This is a genomic window from Streptomyces sp. NPDC005799 (assembly GCF_040630525.1).
Taxonomy (GTDB): Bacteria; Actinomycetota; Actinomycetes; order Streptomycetales; family Streptomycetaceae; genus Streptomyces; species Streptomyces griseorubiginosus_B.
On sequence record NZ_JBEXXQ010000009.1, the window covers coordinates 1 to 17,720 of the forward strand.

The 17,720-nt window shown below is 69.4% G+C and carries 20 protein-coding genes and 5 tRNA genes; 17 read left to right on the plus strand and 8 right to left on the minus strand.

Features of this window, described 5'->3' with window-relative positions; genetic code table 11:
* On the minus strand, positions 1-2,291 hold a 2,291-nt coding region (locus ABZ453_RS10940), incomplete at its 3' end, for a nitrate- and nitrite sensing domain-containing protein (RefSeq protein WP_359013769.1).
* 576 nt (positions 2,292-2,867) lie between these two features.
* Here ABZ453_RS10940 and ABZ453_RS10945 point away from each other — a divergent pair.
* The 3 genes from ABZ453_RS10945 to gltX all read left to right on the plus strand — a co-directional run bounded on the left by ABZ453_RS10945 (position 2,868) and on the right by gltX (position 5,465).
* Positions 2,868-3,056 (plus strand): hypothetical protein, encoded by a 189-nt coding sequence (locus ABZ453_RS10945; RefSeq protein WP_359013771.1) that lies wholly within the window; start codon positions 2,868-2,870, stop codon positions 3,054-3,056.
* Positions 3,057-3,202: 146 nt separating this feature from the next.
* On the plus strand, positions 3,203-3,988 hold the full coding sequence (locus tag ABZ453_RS10950) for a fumarylacetoacetate hydrolase family protein (protein WP_208784304.1): 786 nt from the start codon (positions 3,203-3,205) through the stop codon (positions 3,986-3,988).
* Positions 3,981-5,465, plus strand: a complete 1,485-nt coding sequence (gene gltX, locus ABZ453_RS10955; RefSeq protein WP_359013773.1) for a glutamate--tRNA ligase — start codon at positions 3,981-3,983, stop codon at positions 5,463-5,465. The genes ABZ453_RS10950 and gltX overlap by 8 nt, the downstream gene beginning before the upstream one ends.
* 60 nt (positions 5,466-5,525) lie before the next feature.
* On the opposite strand, the gene ABZ453_RS10960 is transcribed toward gltX, so the two are convergent.
* On the minus strand, positions 5,526-5,810 hold the full coding sequence (locus ABZ453_RS10960; protein ID WP_359013775.1) for a hypothetical protein: 285 nt from the start codon (positions 5,808-5,810) through the stop codon (positions 5,526-5,528).
* A 25-nt stretch (positions 5,811-5,835) separates the two neighbouring features.
* Between ABZ453_RS10960 and ABZ453_RS10965 the strand changes: the two genes are divergently transcribed.
* From ABZ453_RS10965 to ABZ453_RS10990, 6 genes are all read left to right on the plus strand, one after another.
* Positions 5,836-6,564 (plus strand): HAD family hydrolase, encoded by a 729-nt coding sequence (locus ABZ453_RS10965; RefSeq protein WP_359013777.1) that lies wholly within the window; start codon positions 5,836-5,838, stop codon positions 6,562-6,564.
* Between the two features lie 91 nt (positions 6,565-6,655).
* Positions 6,656-6,727 (plus strand) — tRNA-Gln (locus tag ABZ453_RS10970).
* A 37-nt stretch (positions 6,728-6,764) separates the two neighbouring features.
* Positions 6,765-6,837, plus strand: a tRNA-Glu gene (locus ABZ453_RS10975).
* A gap of 29 nt (positions 6,838-6,866) precedes the next feature.
* Positions 6,867-6,939, plus strand: a tRNA-Glu gene (locus ABZ453_RS10980).
* Between the two features lie 20 nt (positions 6,940-6,959).
* Positions 6,960-7,031: transfer RNA gene (locus ABZ453_RS10985), tRNA-Gln, on the plus strand.
* 43 nt (positions 7,032-7,074) lie between these two features.
* A tRNA-Glu gene (locus tag ABZ453_RS10990) sits at positions 7,075-7,147 on the plus strand.
* A 60-nt stretch (positions 7,148-7,207) separates the two neighbouring features.
* On the opposite strand, the gene ABZ453_RS10995 is transcribed toward ABZ453_RS10990, so the two are convergent.
* Entirely contained in the window at positions 7,208-7,852 is a 645-nt protein-coding gene (locus ABZ453_RS10995) for a MerR family transcriptional regulator (protein ID WP_359013779.1), read from the minus strand.
* A gap of 115 nt (positions 7,853-7,967) precedes the next feature.
* Between ABZ453_RS10995 and ABZ453_RS11000 the strand changes: the two genes are divergently transcribed.
* On the plus strand, positions 7,968-8,477 hold the full coding sequence (locus ABZ453_RS11000; RefSeq protein WP_359013781.1) for a DUF4188 domain-containing protein: 510 nt from the start codon (positions 7,968-7,970) through the stop codon (positions 8,475-8,477).
* 96 nt (positions 8,478-8,573) lie between these two features.
* On the opposite strand, the gene ndgR is transcribed toward ABZ453_RS11000, so the two are convergent.
* Positions 8,574-9,290 carry an IclR family transcriptional regulator NdgR gene (gene ndgR, locus ABZ453_RS11005; protein WP_015036427.1) on the minus strand — a complete coding sequence of 239 codons (717 nt, stop codon included), beginning with the start codon at positions 9,288-9,290 and terminating at the stop codon, positions 8,574-8,576.
* 189 nt (positions 9,291-9,479) lie between these two features.
* On the opposite strand from ndgR, the gene leuC reads away from it, so the two are divergent.
* The 4 genes from leuC to ABZ453_RS11025 all read left to right on the plus strand — a co-directional run bounded on the left by leuC (position 9,480) and on the right by ABZ453_RS11025 (position 12,771).
* Positions 9,480-10,910, plus strand: coding sequence for a 3-isopropylmalate dehydratase large subunit (leuC, locus tag ABZ453_RS11010; RefSeq protein WP_359013783.1), 1,431 nt, complete (start codon positions 9,480-9,482; stop codon positions 10,908-10,910).
* 5 nt (positions 10,911-10,915) lie between these two features.
* Positions 10,916-11,509: a 3-isopropylmalate dehydratase small subunit gene (leuD, locus tag ABZ453_RS11015; RefSeq protein ID WP_359013785.1), complete on the plus strand. Its 594-nt coding sequence runs from the start codon at positions 10,916-10,918 to the stop codon at positions 11,507-11,509.
* 264 nt (positions 11,510-11,773) lie between these two features.
* A complete protein-coding gene (locus ABZ453_RS11020; protein WP_356772077.1) occupies positions 11,774-12,004 on the plus strand; it encodes a hypothetical protein in 231 nt (76 codons plus the stop codon).
* A 137-nt stretch (positions 12,005-12,141) separates the two neighbouring features.
* Positions 12,142-12,771: an HU family DNA-binding protein gene (locus ABZ453_RS11025; RefSeq protein WP_359013787.1), complete on the plus strand. Its 630-nt coding sequence runs from the start codon at positions 12,142-12,144 to the stop codon at positions 12,769-12,771.
* Between the two features lie 75 nt (positions 12,772-12,846).
* Here ABZ453_RS11025 and ABZ453_RS11030 read toward each other — a convergent pair whose 3' ends face one another.
* Positions 12,847-13,050, minus strand: a complete 204-nt coding sequence (locus ABZ453_RS11030; RefSeq protein ID WP_359013789.1) for a hypothetical protein — start codon at positions 13,048-13,050, stop codon at positions 12,847-12,849.
* 10 nt (positions 13,051-13,060) lie between these two features.
* Positions 13,061-13,699, minus strand: coding sequence for a 2-phospho-L-lactate guanylyltransferase (gene cofC, locus ABZ453_RS11035; protein ID WP_359013791.1), 639 nt, complete (start codon positions 13,697-13,699; stop codon positions 13,061-13,063).
* A gap of 182 nt (positions 13,700-13,881) precedes the next feature.
* On the opposite strand from cofC, the gene ABZ453_RS11040 reads away from it, so the two are divergent.
* The 3 genes from ABZ453_RS11040 to ABZ453_RS11050 are packed head-to-tail and all read left to right on the plus strand — an operon-like array spanning position 13,882 to position 16,867.
* Positions 13,882-14,646: a 1-acyl-sn-glycerol-3-phosphate acyltransferase gene (locus ABZ453_RS11040; protein WP_359013793.1), complete on the plus strand. Its 765-nt coding sequence runs from the start codon at positions 13,882-13,884 to the stop codon at positions 14,644-14,646.
* Positions 14,643-15,653 carry an NAD(P)H-dependent glycerol-3-phosphate dehydrogenase gene (locus ABZ453_RS11045; RefSeq protein ID WP_359013794.1) on the plus strand — a complete coding sequence of 337 codons (1,011 nt, stop codon included), beginning with the start codon at positions 14,643-14,645 and terminating at the stop codon, positions 15,651-15,653. Before ABZ453_RS11040 ends, ABZ453_RS11045 begins: the two co-directional genes overlap by 4 nt.
* 59 nt (positions 15,654-15,712) lie before the next feature.
* Positions 15,713-16,867, plus strand: a complete 1,155-nt coding sequence (locus tag ABZ453_RS11050; protein ID WP_359013796.1) for a D-alanine--D-alanine ligase family protein — start codon at positions 15,713-15,715, stop codon at positions 16,865-16,867.
* Positions 16,868-16,919: 52 nt separating this feature from the next.
* Here ABZ453_RS11050 and ABZ453_RS11055 read toward each other — a convergent pair whose 3' ends face one another.
* Positions 16,920-17,402, minus strand: coding sequence for a DUF3515 domain-containing protein (locus ABZ453_RS11055; protein ID WP_359013798.1), 483 nt, complete (start codon positions 17,400-17,402; stop codon positions 16,920-16,922).
* 20 nt (positions 17,403-17,422) lie between these two features.
* Positions 17,423-17,656: an Lrp/AsnC ligand binding domain-containing protein gene (locus ABZ453_RS11060; protein WP_057616476.1), complete on the minus strand. Its 234-nt coding sequence runs from the start codon at positions 17,654-17,656 to the stop codon at positions 17,423-17,425.
* Positions 17,657-17,720 lie beyond the last annotated feature (64 nt).

Genomic DNA, 17,720 nt, shown 5'->3' on the forward strand with positions numbered 1-17,720 from the left:
CCGGCCCCGAGAGCCGGTCCGCCCGGCGCACCGGCACCGGCCTGGCGCCGTGCCGCGGCCGCACCGGCGGCGGCCTGCGCCGCGGCCGGACCACCGGCACCGCCCTGGCCCGGCTTGCCCTGCGGCTTCTTGCCGCCCTGGGCGACGTCCACGGGCAGCATGACCAGCGCGGTCGTACCACCGGAGTCGGACGGGCGCAGCTGGATGCGGATGCCGTGGCGCTGGGACAAGCGGCCGACCACGAACAGACCCATGCGGCGGGAGACGGAGACGTCCACGGTGGGCGGCGAGGCGAGCCGCTCGTTGATCGCCGCGAGGTCCTCGGGGGAGAGGCCGATACCGGTGTCGTGGATCTCGATCAGGACGCGGCCGTCGGGCAGCGCGTGACCGGTGACCTTGACCTTGGTCTGCGGCGAGGAGAAGGAGGTCGCGTTCTCGAGCAGCTCGGCGAGCAGGTGCACGAGGTCGTTGACCACGCGGCCGGCGACCTCGGTGGTGGGCACGGCGGCCAGCTCGATGCGCTCGTACTGCTCCACCTCGGAGGCGGCGGCGCGGAGCACGTCGACCAGCGGGACCGGACGGGTCCACCGGCGGCCCGGCTCCTCACCGGCGAGGACGAGGAGGTTCTCACCGTTACGGCGCATACGCGTCGCGAGGTGGTCGAGCTTGAACAGCGAGGACAGCTGGTCCGGGTCGGCCTCGCGGGACTCCAGTTCGGAGATGAGCGAGAGCTGACGCTGGATGAGGCCCTGGGAGCGGCGCGAGAGGTTGGTGAACATCGCGTTGACGTTGCCCCGCAGCAGGGCCTGCTCGGCGGCGAGGCGGACCGCCTCGCGGTGGACGTCGTCGAAGGCCGCGGCCACCTGGCCGATCTCGTCCCGGGAGTGCACACCGACCGACTCGACGGAGGTGTCGACGTCCTGCGGGTCCGACTCCGACAGCTGCGCGACCAGCTCGGGCAGGCGGTCCTGGGCGACCTTGTTGGCGGTCTCCTGCAGCCGGCGCAGCGAGCGGATCATGGACCGGGCGATGACGAAGGCGCCGACGAGGGAGACACCGAGCACGAGCAGGATCAGCGCACCGGAGATGATCGCCTCGCGCTCGGAGGCGGAGCGCAGCGCGCGGGCCTTCTGCTCCATGTCCTCGAGCAGCGTGTGCTCGATCTTCTTCATCTGCTCGATCTTGGTCGAGCTGTCGTCCACCCAGTCCTGGTACGAGCGCTTGGGCAGGTCGTCCAGACCGCCCTGGGAGGCGAGGGCGCGGCTGGCGTACTTGTCGGTCGCCGTGATCGTCGCGTTGTTCTCCTCGATGGGCTTGAGGAGCGAGACGGCCTGCTCGGTGCCGTAGATGCTCTTGAAGCTGCGCAGGTCGGAGGTCTCGCTCTGCAGCGCCGACTGGGCGTACAGGCGGTCGTTCTCCGAGAGGTCACCGACGGTGGTGTTGTTCGCCGGCAGCGCCGCCGCGAGGACCGCGCGCTGCATGGACGCGTACTCCTTGGCGGAGGAGAACGCGGCCAGCGAGCGGGTGCGCTGGATCATCTCGGGGTTGCTGGTGGCCTCGGCCATGTCCTGCGAGAGGTCCAGCAGGTGGGTGATGAGGCGGTGGTAGGCCTCGACCGTCTGCGAGGAGTTGAGCTTGGTCTCGTAGGCGCCGGCGCGGATCTTCGACAGCGTCTCGAGGTCGCCGACCACACCGACGAGGCTGTCGCGCACGCCCTGCAGCGAGCCGTCCTTGCCGGAGGCGTCGATCTCCTCGGCCGCGTCGATGAAGTTGTTCTTGGCCCGGTCCGTCTTGTCCCGGTAGCCCTTGACCGTGTAGTCGCTGGACTTCGAGCCGTGCGCCAGCGGACCCGCGGACTGGTCGCGCTCCTCCTGGAGGGCGGCGGCCAGCTCGGTGGCCTGCTTGGTCATGTCCGTCAGCAGCTTCATGTTGTCGAGCTGCTGGATGTCGTTCATGTTGTCGCTGATGCGCAGCGCGCCCAGCGAGGTGGCGGCGACCACGGGGAGCGCGAGCAGCGAGACCAGACGCGTGGAGATGCGCCAGTTGCGCAGCGCGACGCGCGAGCCGGGGCCGCTCGGGCCCTTGGGCGGCTTGACCGCCGGGGTGGGGGCCGGTGAACCCGAAGATGCCGACACGCCGGGGCGCCCGGGGCGCTCACCGCCGTCGCCGGACGGGGCCGGGCCCGGGTTCTGGGCGTGCTGGGGGGAGGAACTGCCTTTTACGGGGCCAGTCCCGCCGTGCGGCTCCGGCTCCGCCGGAGCACTGCCATCCCTCTTGAAACGTCCCTGCACTAGCGTCGCAACCTCTGGACCAGGCGCCCCTCCGCGTGAACGGAAAGACACGGTGTCGGCGTTGTGGAAAGCGCCCTGAACGCGCCCCCCGGTAGTCGTGAGTGACCGGCGCTGGCTCCCCCGTTCTCACCGCCACTCGGCGCTCCCTCGCGCCCCCTGTGCGCCGGCTCGATCCTGCGGCGGTCCGTGGCATTCCAGCACAGTGCCGGATCTCCAACAAGGCTCACGGACCATGCCGTGACCTACGTGACACCATGTGAGTGCCGGGTCACCGGACGTAGAGCGAGATCCGCGCCATAGCGGACAAATACCCGCGAGTCCCTCGGCGGGTACGGGTGTCCCAGTCGCCATGATCAGGAGCGGAATGATGGCTTCAGGGAGTCAATGTCCGTTTCGTCGAGGTGGGTTGCGGGCCTGAATTGACCGGATTGCCCGTGACTCCGTGAGCAAACTCACATGCTGATCAAGGGGACTTCGCGGCTTCGGCGGGGAATTGGATGTTTAGCCTGACGCTTTACAACAAGCAGGCAACTGCCAACCACCCACCCGCGACTGACGACAAGGTCCAGTGCAACCGTGAAGACGACGATGATGTTCCGCAACATAGCCAACCCGCGGCGTACCACGCTGGCCCACCTCGAGGACGCCGACGCGCTGCAGCTCCCCGAGCAGCAGGAGCACTCCGTCGATCTTCCCACGCAGACCGCCAACCCCAGGCGCACCATCCTCGTGGACGTCCCCGCCACCGCTTCTGTCGCGGACTAGTACGCACACCCAGCGTAGATCACTCAGGGCCTCCGCGATCTTTTCCCGGCGCCCCTGCGGGCGGTGATGCGCGAGGCGACTTCCTGCTGCCGCGCTAGCCTGGAGCGTCAGACTCCAGCCGGCTCAGTGAGGGGCGCAAGGATCCCGTGCGCATCGCCAGATTCTCCATCGACGGGAACGTCGCCTTCGGCGCGGTCGAGGGCGACAGGCCCGACGAGCTCGTCCTCGACATCATCAAGGGCATCCCGTTCGCGGACTTCGAGCTCTCCGGCACGAAGGTCCCGCTGAGCAAGGTCAGGCTGCTGCCGCCGGTGCTCCCCAACAAGGTCGTGGCCTTCGGCCGCAACTACGCGGAGCACGCGAGGGAGCTGGGCAACGAGGTCCCGGACGCGCCGTTCGCCTTCTTCAAGCCGTCGACGTCGGTCATCGGCTCCGGCGACGACATCCAGTACCCCTCCTTCTCCGAGGAACTGCACCACGAGGCCGAGCTGGCCGTGGTGATCGGCCGACTGTGCCGCGAGGTCCCGCGCGAGCGCGTGGCCGACGTGATCTTCGGCTACACCTGCGCGAACGACGTCACCGCCCGCGACGTGCAGCGGCGCGAGAAGCAGTGGGCGCGGGCGAAGGGCTTCGACAGCTCCTGCCCGCTCGGTCCCTGGGTGGAGACGGACCTCGACCTCGCCAGGGCGTCCGACCTGACCATCCAGCTCACCGTCAACGGCGAACAACGTCAGCTCGGCCGCACCAGCGAGATGATCCACCCCATCGAGGACCTGATCGTCAACATCTCCGAGGCCATGACGCTGCTCCCCGGCGACGTGATCCTCACGGGCACCCCGGCAGGCGTCGGGCCGCTCACCGTCGGCGACGAGGTCGCCGTCACCATCGAAGGCATCGGCACTCTCACCAACAAGGTTGTCAAGCGTGGCTAGCGCACCCGCCCCCGCCGTCCGAGTACGGTTCTGTCCCTCGCCCACCGGTAACCCCCATGTGGGCCTGGTCCGCACCGCCCTGTTCAACTGGGCCTTCGCCCGCCACCACCAGGGCACGCTCGTCTTCCGCATCGAGGACACCGACGCGGCCCGCGACTCCGAGGAGTCGTACAACCAGCTGCTCGAGGCGATGCGCTGGCTGGGCTTCGACTGGGACGAGGGCCCCGAGGTCGGCGGACCGCACGCGCCGTACCGCCAGTCGCAGCGCATGGACCTCTACCGGGACGTCGCGGCCAAGCTGCTCGACGCCGGTCACGCCTACTACTGCTACTGCTCCCAGGAGGAGCTGGACACCCGCCGTGAGGCCGCCCGCGCCGCCGGCAGGCCGTCCGGCTACGACGGCCACTGCCGCGACCTCACCGAGGCGCAGGTCGAGGAGTACAAGGCGCAGGGCCGCACCCCGATCGTCCGCTTCCGCATGCCCGACGAGACGATCACCTTCACGGACCTGGTCCGCGGCGAGCTGACCTTCACCCCGGAGAACGTGCCCGACTACGGCATCGTCCGCGCGAACGGCGCCCCGCTGTACACCCTGGTCAACCCGGTCGACGACGCGTTGATGGAGATCACCCACGTCCTGCGCGGCGAGGACCTGCTCTCCTCCACCCCTCGCCAGATCGCCCTCTACAAGGCGCTGATCGAGCTCGGCGTCGCGAAGCAGATCCCGGCTTTCGGTCATCTGCCCTACGTCATGGGCGAGGGCAACAAGAAGCTGTCCAAGCGCGACCCGCAGTCCTCGCTCAACCTCTACCGGGAGCGCGGCTTCCTGCCCGAGGGTCTGCTCAACTACCTCTCCCTGCTGGGGTGGTCGCTCTCCGCGGACCAGGACATCTTCTCCGTCGAGGAGATGGTGGCCGCCTTCGACATCACGGACGTGAACCCCAACCCGGCGCGCTTCGACCTCAAGAAGTGCGAGGCGATCAACGCCGACCACATCCGGCTGCTGGACGTGAAGGACTTCACGGAGCGCTGTTCCCCGTGGCTGAAGGCACCGTTCGCCCCCTGGGCCCCCGAGGACTTCGACGAGTCCAAGTGGCAGGCGATCGCCCCGCACGCCCAGACCCGCCTGAAGGTCCTCTCCGAGATCACCGACAACGTCGACTTCCTCTTCCTCCCCGAGCCGGTCTTCGACGAGGCGTCCTGGACCAAGGCGATGAAGGAGGGCAGCGACGCCCTGCTCCGCACGGCACGCGAGAAGCTGGAGTCGGCCGACTGGACCTCCCCCGAGGCCCTGAAGGAGGCCGTCCTGGCCGCCGGTGAGACCCACGGCCTGAAGCTCGGCAAGGCCCAGGCCCCGGTCCGCGTCGCCGTCACCGGCCGCACGGTCGGCCTCCCCCTCTTCGAGTCCCTGCAGATCCTGGGCAAGGAGAAGACGCTGGCGAGGATCGACGCGGCGCTGGAGAAGCTGGCGGCGTAGGTCACGCACATGGAAGGGGCGGCACCCGGAGATTCCGGGTGCCGCCCCTTCGCCTTTCGGTCACTCCGCGTCGGTTTCGTCGATCAGATAGGCGCTCTCGTCGAAGATCTCCAGCACGACGACGACCATGATCGCCCCGGCCACCACGTACTCCAGCATCACGCCGGGTGCGACGTACGCCTTGCGCAGATGCTCGTCGGGACCCAACGGGGCGGTCGCATGCTTCCGGAACGGGTCGCGCGCCAATATCCGCACGGCCTTGTCCAGGTGAGCCTGGCGCGAGGGAGGCAGCGCGTCGTAGGCCGCACGGGCCTCGACGGTGAACTGGACGCGATACTCGCTCATGCCCCGAGTGTGCCAGTCTGTGAGGGTGATCAGAGCCGTTGTCTGGGACGTCGACGACACCCTCTTCGACTACACCACCGCTGACCGCGTCGGCATGGGAGCCCATCTCGCCGCCGAGGGGTTGCTGGACGGGTACGGCACCGTGGCGGAGGCCGTCGTGCGCTGGCGGGAGATCACCGACCAGCAGTGGGCGCGGTTCTCGGCGGGCGAGGTCACCTTCGAGGGACAGCGCCGGGAGCGCATCCGCGTCTTCCTGGGCGAGGCGCTGAGCGACGCCGAGGCCGACGACTGGTTCGCGCGTTACCTGCGTCACTACGAGGCCGCCTGGGCCCTCTTCCCGGACGTCCTGCCCGTCCTGGACGCCCTCGCGGCCAGCCACCGGCATGCCGTGCTGTCCAACTCCAGCCTCACCGTCCAGGACCGCAAGCTGCGCGTCCTCGGCGTGCACAACCGCTTCGAGGTCATCCTGTGCGCCGCCGAACTCGGCGTCTCCAAGCCGGAGGCCGCCGCGTTCCTGGCCGCCTGCGACGCCCTGGGGCTGGCTCCGCACGAGGTCGCGTACGTCGGCGACCATCCGGAGATCGACGGGCGCGGTGCCGCCGAGGCCGGGCTGAAGTCCGTGTGGATCGATCGCAACGGTGTGTACGCCGCCGGGGACGCCCCCACCGGCCCGCACCGCATCGCCTCCCTCGCCGAACTCCCCGCGGTCCTCGGCGCGGATACCCGTTTTGGAGCCCCGTCCACCTTCGGGTAATGTTCTTCCTGCGCCGCCGGGGAGCGGGCCGAAAGGCCGGAAACCGGAGGAGCAAACTAGAACAAGATCCCCGCAGGGGCTTGCGTTCCAGTGGCCTATGGTGTAATTGGCAGCACGACTGATTCTGGTTCAGTTAGTCTTGGTTCGAGTCCAGGTAGGCCAGCTCGCGGGTGTTTTGACTGAAGCACTGCACCCGCATCGCCCCCGTTGTGTAGCGGCCTAGCACGCTGCCCTCTCAAGGCAGTAGCGCCGGTTCGAATCCGGTCGGGGGTACTGATCTCGATCAACTCGGGATCGCTAGGGCCCCCGTTGTGTAGCGGCCTAGCACGCCGCCCTCTCAAGGCGGTAGCGCCGGTTCGAATCCGGTCGGGGGTACGAACTGGTCTAAACCACATTGGTCTATGGTGTAATTGGCAGCACGACTGATTCTGGTTCAGTTAGTCTTGGTTCGAGTCCAGGTAGACCAGCTCGGATCTGCGGCGTTGCACATTAAACGCTTGCATGATCCACGCCCCCGTTGTGTAGCGGCCTAGCACGCCGCCCTCTCAAGGCGGTAGCGCCGGTTCGAATCCGGTCGGGGGTACAACAAGAAGGCCCTTCGCTTCGGCGGAGGGCCTTCTGTGTTGTCCGGGGTTGTCCGGGTTCATTCGAACCCGTACCGCCGCGCCGACTCCTCCTCCTGGGCCAGCCGGTGCAGTGCCTGCAGAGCGGGCTCGTTGAGGATCGCCCCCAGGATCGCGAACTCGACCTGCTCCGCGTCCGACGGGTATGCCTCCATGCTGTCCAGGTCCAGCACGGCCGTCCGGTGCATCAACTCGGCGTACGGCGCGAGCTGTTCGGCTCCCCAGTCGAAGCCGAGCCGGCGGAACGCGGCCAGCGCCACCACCAGCGAGCGGTACGCGGGGGAGATGGACGTCAGCTGCCGGGCGTGCTGCCAGCCGAGCCGGTCCAGCAGCGCGCCGACCTCCCGGTGCGCTGCCCGCACGTACTCGTCGTCCTCGTCGGGCTCGGGCACCTGCGGCAGCGCCCACAGGGCCGCGCCCAGCCGGATCGTGCGGCCCAGGGAGTCGTCGTCGACGTGTCCCAGCACCTCGCGCACGGTCGCCACCGGCACCCGGCCGATCTGGATCATCGCGCGCACCAGTCGCAACCGGCGCAGATGCTCCTCGTCGTACTCGGAGGTCGTCGCGTTGATCTGACGGCCCTGCGGCAACAGCCCTTCGCGCAGGTAGTACTTGATCGTCGCGACGGACACCCCGCTACGGGTGCTCAGTTCGGCGAGCCGCATGTCTTGCGCTCCTTCTCGGATACCGTCACTATCCAATCATCGCCACTCGGATAGCGCTGCTCGCCAACCAGGGGAACCCACCAGCCAGAGGAACCAACCAGGGGGAAGTGGTCACATGGTGTCCCGAACGACCGCCGACGCGAAGGGCGATGTCGTCGTCCTGCTGATCGGCATGCGGATCAATCAGTTCCGGGCCGTGCGTCTGTGGCTCCCGGTGATGCTCGCGATGCTCCGCATGCTGCGCGAGCTGGTGAAGGCCCCGGAGCGGGGAATGCTCGGCCACGTCCTGCTGACGGCCTCGCCGCGCACGTACTACGTCGTGCAGTACTGGAAGTCCAAGGAGAAGCTGTACGCCTACGCGACCGCGCCGGACGCCTTCCATCACAAGGCGTGGGCCACGGTCAACCACAAGGAGCGCGCCGGAAAACTACGCGGGCAGGTCGGCATCTGGCACGAGACATACATCGTGCCCGAGGGGTCGTACGAGTCCATCTACGGCGACATGCCCGCGTTCGGGCTGGCCGCCGCACACGGGCAGATCCCGCTGGAGAGGCGCGGACGGTACGCGAAGGACCGGTTCGCCCACCGCTCGCAGCAGCCGCCGGTGGCGGAGAAGACCGGCTGAGATAGGGAGAGCACAGGCGGGGCGGGGGAGCGGGGAGGGTCTGCCGCGGCGTTGAGGCGGGCCCTCCCCGTCGACGTTCCCGTGGGTGCCCGCACGTCAGCCGGTGCGGCGCAGGGCCTCCGACAGACGGGCGGCGGCGTCGATGACCGCCTGGGCGTGCATACGGCCGGGGTGGCGGGTCAGGCGCTCGATGGGGCCGGAGACCGAGACGGCGGCCACCACACGGTTGGACGGGCCGCGTACGGGCGCCGAGACGGAGGCGACGCCCGGCTCGCGCTCGCCGATGGACTGGGCCCAGCCGCGACGCCGTACGCCCGACAGGGCCGTCGCCGTGAAGCGGGCGCCCTGCAGGCCGCGGTGGAGGCGCTCGGGCTCCTCCCAGGCCATCAGGATCTGCGCGGAGGAGCCGGCCTTCATGGTGAGCGTCGAGCCGACCGGGACGGTGTCCCGAAGGCCGGACAGCCGCTCCGCCGCGGCGACGCAGATGCGCATGTCGCCCTGGCGGCGGTAGAGCTGGGCGCTCTCGCCCGTGACGTCGCGCAGATGCGTGAGCACCGGGCCGGCCGTCGCGAGCAGGCGGTCCTCGCCGGCCGCGGCCGCGAGCTCGGCCAGCCGGGGGCCGAGAATGAAACGGCCCTGCATGTCGCGTGCCACCATGCGGTGGTGCTCCAGGGCCACGGCCAGTCGATGGGCCGTCGGTCGTGCCAGCCCGGTGGCCGCCACCAGTCCCGCGAGGGTGGCCGGGCCGGACTCGAGGGCGCTCAGGACAAGGGCTGCCTTGTCCAGAACGCCGACGCCGCTACTGTTGTCCATGCAACGATACTCACGTCTCACTCTGTGAAACGCAAGTTCCTTTTTTCGTGAGACGCGCAACCCTTGTATCCACAGCGGCCCGCTGACCGAACGGGCCGGATGACGGACGCCCGTGAACAGGGGCCGGGTGCGCCGTCTCTCAAGATCTCTAGTTGGGCCGGTGGACGTTTGCCGGCCGGAGGGAAAGCGATGGGTAGGACACTCGCGGAGAAGGTCTGGGACGACCACGTCGTCCGGCGCGCCGAGGGCGAGCCCGACCTCCTCTTCATCGATCTCCACCTCCTGCACGAGGTGACCAGCCCGCAGGCCTTCGACGGCCTGCGTCAGAACGGCCGCCCGGTGCGCCGTCTCGACCTCACCATCGCGACCGAGGACCACAACACCCCGACCCTCGACATCGACAAGCCGATCGCGGACCCGGTCTCCCGGGCCCAGCTGGAGACGCTGCGCAAGAACTGCGCCGAGTTCGGGGTCCGGCTGCACCCGCTGGGCGACGTCGAGCAGGGCGTCGTGCACGTCGTCGGTCCGCAGCTGGGCCTGACCCAGCCCGGTACGACGGTCGTCTGCGGTGACTCGCACACCTCCACGCACGGTGCCTTCGGCGCGCTGGCGTTCGGCATCGGCACCTCGCAGGTCGAGCACGTGCTGGCCACCCAGACGCTGCCGCTGGCCCGCCCGAAGACCATGGCGATCACGGTCGAGGGCGAGCTGCCCGAGGGCGTCACCGCCAAGGACCTGATCCTGGCGATCATCGCCAAGATCGGTACCGGCGGCGGCCAGGGCTACATCCTGGAGTACCGCGGCTCCGCCATCGAGAAGCTCTCGATGGAGGCCCGGATGACCATCTGCAACATGTCGATCGAGGCCGGTGCCCGCGCGGGCATGATCGCCCCCGACGAGACGACCTTCGCCTACCTCAAGGGCCGTCCGCACGCCCCCGAGGGCGAGGAGTGGGACGCGGCCGTCGCGTACTGGAAGACGCTGAGGACCGACGAGGACGCCGAGTTCGACGCCGAGGTGGTCATCGACGCCGCCTCGCTGTCGCCGTTCGTCACCTGGGGCACCAACCCCGGCCAGGGCGCGCCGCTTTCGGCGTCCGTCCCCGACCCGGCTTCGTACGAAGACGCTTCGGAGCGCCTCGCCGCCGAAAAGGCCCTGGAATACATGGGGTTGGCGGCCGGACAGCCGCTGCGCTCCATCAACGTGGACACCGTCTTCGTAGGTTCTTGCACGAACGGCCGCATCGAGGACCTGCGGGCCGCGGCCGAGCTCCTCAAGGGCCGCAAAGTCGCCGACGGCGTACGGATGCTGGTCGTCCCGGGCTCCGCGCGCGTGGGTCTGCAGGCCGTCTCCGAGGGCCTGGACGTCGTCTTCAAGGAGGCCGGCGCCGAATGGCGGCACGCGGGCTGCTCGATGTGCCTCGGCATGAACCCCGACCAGCTGGCCCCGGGTGAGCGCTCCGCCTCCACCTCCAACCGCAACTTCGAGGGACGGCAGGGCAAGGGCGGCCGTACGCACCTGGTCTCGCCGCAGGTCGCCGCCGCGACCGCCGTGCTGGGCCACCTGGCCTCGCCCGCCGACCTGACCGACGTAACCGCCGCCGCGCCCGCTGGAGTCTGAGAGTCATGGAAGCATTCACCACGCACACCGGCCGGGCGGTTCCGCTGCGCCGCTCCAACGTCGACACCGACCAGATCATCCCTGCTCACTGGCTCAAGAAGGTGACCCGGGACGGTTTCGAGGACGGGCTGTTCGAGGCCTGGCGCAAGGACGAGAACTTCATCCTCAACCGCCCGGAGCGCAAGGGCGCCAGCGTCCTGGTCGCGGGCCCGGACTTCGGCACCGGCTCCTCCCGTGAGCACGCGGTGTGGGCGCTGCAGAACTACGGCTTCAAGACCGTGATCTCCTCCCGGTTCGCCGACATCTTCCGCGGCAACTCGCTGAAGAACGGCCTGCTCACCGTGGTTCTGGAGCAGAAGATCGTGGACGCCCTGTGGGAGCTCACCGAGAAGGACCCCGAGGCGGAGATCACCGTCGACCTCGAGGCCCGCGAGGTGCGTGCCGAGGGGATCACCGCCTCCTTCGAGCTGGACGAGAACTCCCGCTGGCGGCTGCTGAACGGGCTGGACGACATCTCCATCACCCTCCAGAACGAGTCGGACATCGCCGCCTACGAGGCGAAGCGGCCCTCGTACAAGCCGAAGACGCTCCAGGTCTGATTCCGGCCCCCTCCGGAGCATCTGAACACGGCTGGTTTCAGCCACCCGGTACCCCCGATCAGCCCGATCGGGGGTACTGCCATGTCTGCACCCGATCGGCCCCGCGTGGCTCTTGGACTTCGTTCAACTTCCCACGTTAGAAAGGGGGTTGCCGGGGTACGCGAGGGTTGTAGCCGTGACTTCCGCAGACGCCCGGACGGCCGTTTGAGGTGGCAGTTGCCCCCTGGGCAGGCGACAACTCGCCCCAGATGGCACAATCTGTGCATGGAACACGACGGCCAACTCGAGCTCTATGCGGCGGTCGCGGGCCAACTCAAGGAAGCGCACGCAAGAGTGCGCGCACTGCAAGTCCCGGAGGGCGTACGGATGGCGCTGACCCGGAAGCTGCTGGTCATTACGGCCGCGGCCAAGCACGATCTCGCCGACGCGGCAAGGCGTCTGGAGGCGTTCGGAGCGGACCTCGACGAGGGGCGAATCCCCGAAGAGGACCACTGATCGCAGCCGGGGCAGTCGAGTTCGTTGCGGCGCACGGGTGATTAGCCCGTTTCGTGTTTGATTTGCGGTATATATCTGCCTAACGTGCGAAAAAGCTTGAACACTTTCGTTCTGGCGATGTCTCCGAAGGGGAAGACGTGAACAAGGCGCAGCTCGTAGAAGCGATTGCCGACAAGCTCGGCGGCCGCCAGCAGGCAGCCGACGCTGTCGACGCGGTCCTGGACGCCATCGTCCGCGCGACGGTCGGGGGTGACCGGGTCTCGGTCACCGGCTTCGGTTCGTTCGAGAAGGTCGACCGTCCGGCCCGCTACGCCCGCAACCCCCAGACGGGCGAGCGGGTTCGGGTCAAGAAGACCTCCGTTCCGCGCTTCCGCGCGGGCCAGGGCTTCAAGGACCTGGTCAGCGGCTCGAAGAAGCTCCCCCGCGGCGGCGAGGTCGCCGTCAAGAAGGCGCCCAAGGGCAGCCTGACCGGCGGTGCTTCGACGACCGTGAAGAAGGCCGCGGCGAAGAAGGCGACCACGAAGGCGGCCGCCGCGAAGAAGACCACCGCGAAGAAGACGACGGCCAAGAAGACCACGGCCACCGCCAAGAAGACGACCGCGAAGAAGACGACGGCCAAGAAGACCACGGGCGCCGCCAAGACCTCCGCGGCGAAGAAGACCACCGCCAAGAAGGCGACGGCCAAGAAGGCGCCGGCCAAGAAGGCCCCCGCCAAGAAGTCGGCCGCCCGCAGCACCGCCAAGAAGGCCACGGCCCGCACCAGGTAAGGGCACAGGGGCACTCACGCGCCGGGCCGGACTCCCCGTGGAGTCCGGCCCGCGGCGCGTTGTGGGACGGCCGGGTCAGAAGGTCTGCAGCGTCACCAGAGTGATGTGCGGGCCGTCCTCGGCTCCCTCGACCTCGATCCGTACCCGCTGACCGGGCCTGAGCAGCCTCAGCCCGCCCGCGTCGAACGCCTCGGCGTCGAACGGGACGGGGGTTCCGTCGTCGAGCAGCACACTGCCGCTGCGCGTCACGGCGTCGTAGGTGTACGCGGTCGCCTGCATGAAGCGCAGCCTACTGTCCCGGGATCAGCAACCGCGCGGCCACGGCCGCCGTCCGGGGACCCACCCCGAGGGCCAGCGCGGCCCGCAGATCGTCGCCGGTGTCCACGTCCTGGCGCACCGAGTCCACGTCGTCGAGCGTCAGTTCCACGGCGCCGGACGCGCGATGCCGGGCCCGGGAATCCGTACCGAATGCCGGCAGCAATTCCCGGCCCGGGGCAGCGGCCAGCAGAGTGGTGCCGATATTCGCGGCATCCGGCATGAATGCGCGCGGGAATTCCGCCGCCGTGTCCAGGACCCGGGCCAATTCCAGGGAGCGCAGCGCCGGGAGGTCGGCGTTCAAGGCGGCCACCGGGGCGGCGGGCCGGTCGGCGCGCACGGCGGCCACCGCGTGCGCCAGGGCCGCGTTCAGCCCGCCGCGCGGCTCGTCGGTGACGACACGGGCGCCCAGCGCGGCCAGCTCGCGGCCGGCCAGGGCGTCGTCCGTGACGACCGCCACATCCTTCACCGCCGGGCAGGCCAGCGCCGCGGCCACCGTGTCCTGGGCGAACGCGAGGGCGAGGCCCGGGCGCACCCCGTCGTGGGCGGTGTCCGAGAGCCGGCTCTTGGCCCGCGCCAGGGGCTTCACGGGTATGACCAACGTCCACTGCACGAGCGTTCCGTCCCTCTCTAGTCGCGGTCATTGTCACTCAGCCGTCACCTGGACCATCTGGTGGTCCGGGCGTCGGGGCGTACGGTGTTCTCGACAGACCGGCGGCCTGGGGCGAGACTTGTGCGGCCCCCCGGCCCGATGTACCGGGCCGACGTCCTTGGCCCCTAGAGGAAGGTGTGCGCGTGCCCCGCCGCAGAATCGGCTTCTGGTACCGCTTCGCCGCGGTGCTCTGCAAACCGCCGCTGGTGGTTCTGATCAAGCGGGACTGGCACGGAATGGAGCACATTCCGGCCGAGGGCGGATTTATCACCGCGGTGAACCACAATTCCCACGTGGACCCCTTCGCGTACGCGCACTACCAGTACAACACCGGACGGGTCCCGCGATTCCTCGCGAAGAGCGGGCTTTTCAAGAAGGGATTCGTCGGTGCCGCGATGCGCGGCACCGGACAGATCCCCGTCTACCGCGAGTCCACCGACGCGCTCAGCGCCTTTCGCGCCGCGGTCGACGCCGTGGAGCGCGGTGAGTGCGTGGTGTTCTACCCCGAGGGAACGATCACTCGCGACCCCGACGGCTGGCCCATGACCGCCAAGACCGGTGCGGCGCGCGTCGCCCTGCAGACCCGGTGCCCGGTCATCCCCGTCGCCCAGTGGGGCGCCAACGAACTGCTGCCGCCGTACAGCACCAAGCCGCACATCCTGCCGCGCAAGACCCACCACGTGCTCGCGGGCCCGCCCGTGGACCTCACGCGGTTCTACGGCAAGGAGATGACCGCGGACGTGCTCAGGGAGGCCACCGAGGTCATCATGGCCGCGATCACCCGCCTGCTGGAGGAGATCCGCGGCGAGAAGGCGCCCGAGACGCCGTACGACCCGCGCCGCGAGCGCGTCGAGCAGCGGCGCAGGACCCAGGCGCAGTCCGGTCACGAGGGGGAGACGAGCAAGTGAGCAGGCCCGTCAAGGCGGCGGTCTTCGGTACCGGTTCATGGGGCACCGCCTTCGGTGTGGTGCTCGCCGACGCGGGCTGCGAGGTGACCCTCTGGGGCCGCCGCGCCGAACTCGCCGAAGCGGTCAACTCCTCGCGTACGAACCCCGACTACCTCCCCGGAGTCGAACTCCCGGAGAACCTCCGGGCGACCGCGGACGCCGCCGAGGCCGCGCGCGACGCCGACTTCACGATACTGGCGATCCCCTCCCAGACCCTGCGCGCCAACCTCGCCGACTGGGTCCCGCTGCTCGCCCCGGACACGGTTCTCGTCTCCCTCATGAAGGGCGTCGAACTCGGCTCCGCCATGCGGATGAGCGAGGTGATCGAGGACGTCGCCAAGGTCGGCGCGGACCGTGTCGCCGTCGTCACCGGGCCCAACCTCGCCCGTGAGATCGCCGCCCGGATGCCGGCCGCCGCCGTGGTCGCCTGCACCGACGAGGCGGTGGCCCAGCGGCTCCAGGCGGCCTGCCACACGCCGTACTTCCGGCCCTACACGAACACCGACGTGGTCGGCTGCGAACTGGGCGGCGCGGTCAAGAACGTCATCGGGCTCGCGGTCGGCATCGCGGACGGCATGGGGCTCGGCGACAACGCCAAGGGCTCGCTCATCACGCGCGGCCTCGCCGAGACCACGCGGCTCGGTCTCGCGCTGGGCGCCGACCCGCTGACCTTCTCCGGGCTCGCCGGCCTGGGCGACCTGGTGGCCACCTGCTCCTCGCCGCTGTCCCGCAACCACACCTTCGGCACCAACCTCGGCAAGGGCATGACCCTGCAGGAGACCATCGCGGTCACCAAGCAGACCGCGGAGGGCGTCAAGTCCTGCGAGTCGGTGGCGGATCTGGCCCGCCGACACGGTGTGGAGATGCCGATCACGGAGACGGTCGTCGACATCGTTCACGAAGGCAAGCCGCCCGTCGTGGCGTTGAAGGAACTGATGTCGCGCAGCGCGAAGCCGGAACGACACTGAGCGACCCCCCGCGGCGCACGCTGTCTCAGGGCACTACCAACGGGTACTCTCAACGCGATATGAGCACCGAGAACCTTCCCCAGAGCCCTGAGCAGCCGCCTCGTAAGCCGCGCGTGGCCGTCGTGTTCGGCGGGCGCAGCTCCGAACACGGGATCTCCGTGGTCACCGCCGGCGCCGTCCTCAAGGCCATCGACCGGACGAAGTACGACGTCCTGCCGATCGGCATCACGCGGGAAGGCCGCTGGGCCCTGACCGCAGACGAGCCGGACCGCATGGCGATCACCGACCGCCGTACCCCGGAGGTCGAGGACGTGGCCGAGTCGGGCGAGGGCGGCGTGGTGCTCCCCCTCGACCCCGGCAACCGCGAAGTCGTCGTCAGCGAGCCCGGATCGGTGCCCAAGGCGCTCGGCGAGGTCGACGTGGTCTTCCCCGTCCTGCACGGCCCGTACGGCGAGGACGGCACCCTGCAGGGCCTGCTGGAGCTCTCCGGTGTCCCGTACGTGGGTGCGGGCGTGCTCGCCTCGGCCGTCGGCCAGGACAAGGAGTACATGAAGCGGGTGTTCACCTCCTTCGGGCTGAAGGTCGGCCCGTACGTGGTGATCCGGCCCCGGGAGTGGGAGCGGGACGAGTCCGCGGCCCGCAGGAAGATCGTGGACTTCGCCGGCGAGCACGGCTGGCCGCTGTTCGTGAAGCCCGCGCGCGCGGGTTCGTCGATCGGCATCACCAAGGTCGACGACCTGTCCGGGCTGGACGAGGCGATCGCGGAGGCCCAGCGCCACGACCCGAAGATCCTGGTCGAGGCGGCGGTGGTGGGGCGCGAGATCGAGTGCGGGGTGCTGGAGTTCGAGGACGGTCCGCGGGCCTCCGTCCCCGCGGAGATCCCGCCGCCGGACGCGCACGCGTACTACGACTTCGAGGCCAAGTACATCGACTCGACCCCGGGGATCGTGCCCGCGCCCCTGACCCCGGAGGAGACGGCCGAGGTCCAGCGCCTGGCGGTGGAGGCCTTCGAGGCGGCCTCCTGCGAGGGCCTGGTGCGCGCGGACTTCTTCCTCACCGACGAGGGCTTCGTCATCAACGAGATCAACACCCTGCCCGGTTTCACGCCCATCTCGATGTACCCGCAGATGTGGCAGGCGAGCGGCATCGGCTACCCGGAGCTGGTGGACCGGCTCATCCAGGCGGCCCTGCGCAGGTCGACCGGCCTTCGCTAGCCGGGCACAGTCGGTCGGGCACAGTCAGTCGGGCACAGTCAATCGGGCACGGTTAGTCGGCGATCCCTTCGGGGATCGCCTTCTTTATCCCCGGAGCCAGGTCGACGAGCGGGGACAGGCCGTCTCCCGTGCGGCCCTTGGGGATGGTGACCTCGACATACGCCCTGCGCAGGGTCGTGGTGAAGCGGAACGAGCCGTCGCCCTGCTTCTCCAGCAGCCAGCCCACCCCGTTCACCTCGACCCCGTCGGCCTCCGGATCGCTCATCTTCGCGGGCCGTACGACACCGCAGCGCAGTATGATCGCCGGGTTCCCCCAGCCCGCGGTCAGCGCGGACGCGGGCTCGGGATCCCGGCGATCCCGACCGTCCACCTCGGCCGGCAGCACCTTGTCCAGCTTCTGGCACAGCCCGGTCACCGTCGCACCCGGCGAGGGAACCGCGGCTCTGGCACTGTCGTCTGCCGAGGAGCAGCCCGCGAGCGTGATCAGCAGGGCGAGCACGGGCAGGCCGGTGAGCCGGTGACGGAAGATGTTCACCGGCCAAGGGTAGACGGGGGCTACAGATGGACGACCGGGCAGGTCAGGGTACGGGTGATGCCGTCCACCTGCTGGACCTTCGCGACCACCAGGCGGCCCAGGTCGTCCACGGTGTCGGCCTGCGCGCGCACGATCACGTCATAGGGTCCTGTCACGTCCTCGGCCTGGATCACCCCAGGAATCTTGCTGATCGTCTCGGCGACGGTCGACGCTTTGCCGACGTCCGTCTGGATCAGGATGTACGCCTGTACCACGGAACCTCCAGGGCGGCCACGAGGATCATGTGGGGAAAAGGAACGCCACGGTATCGCGTCGCCG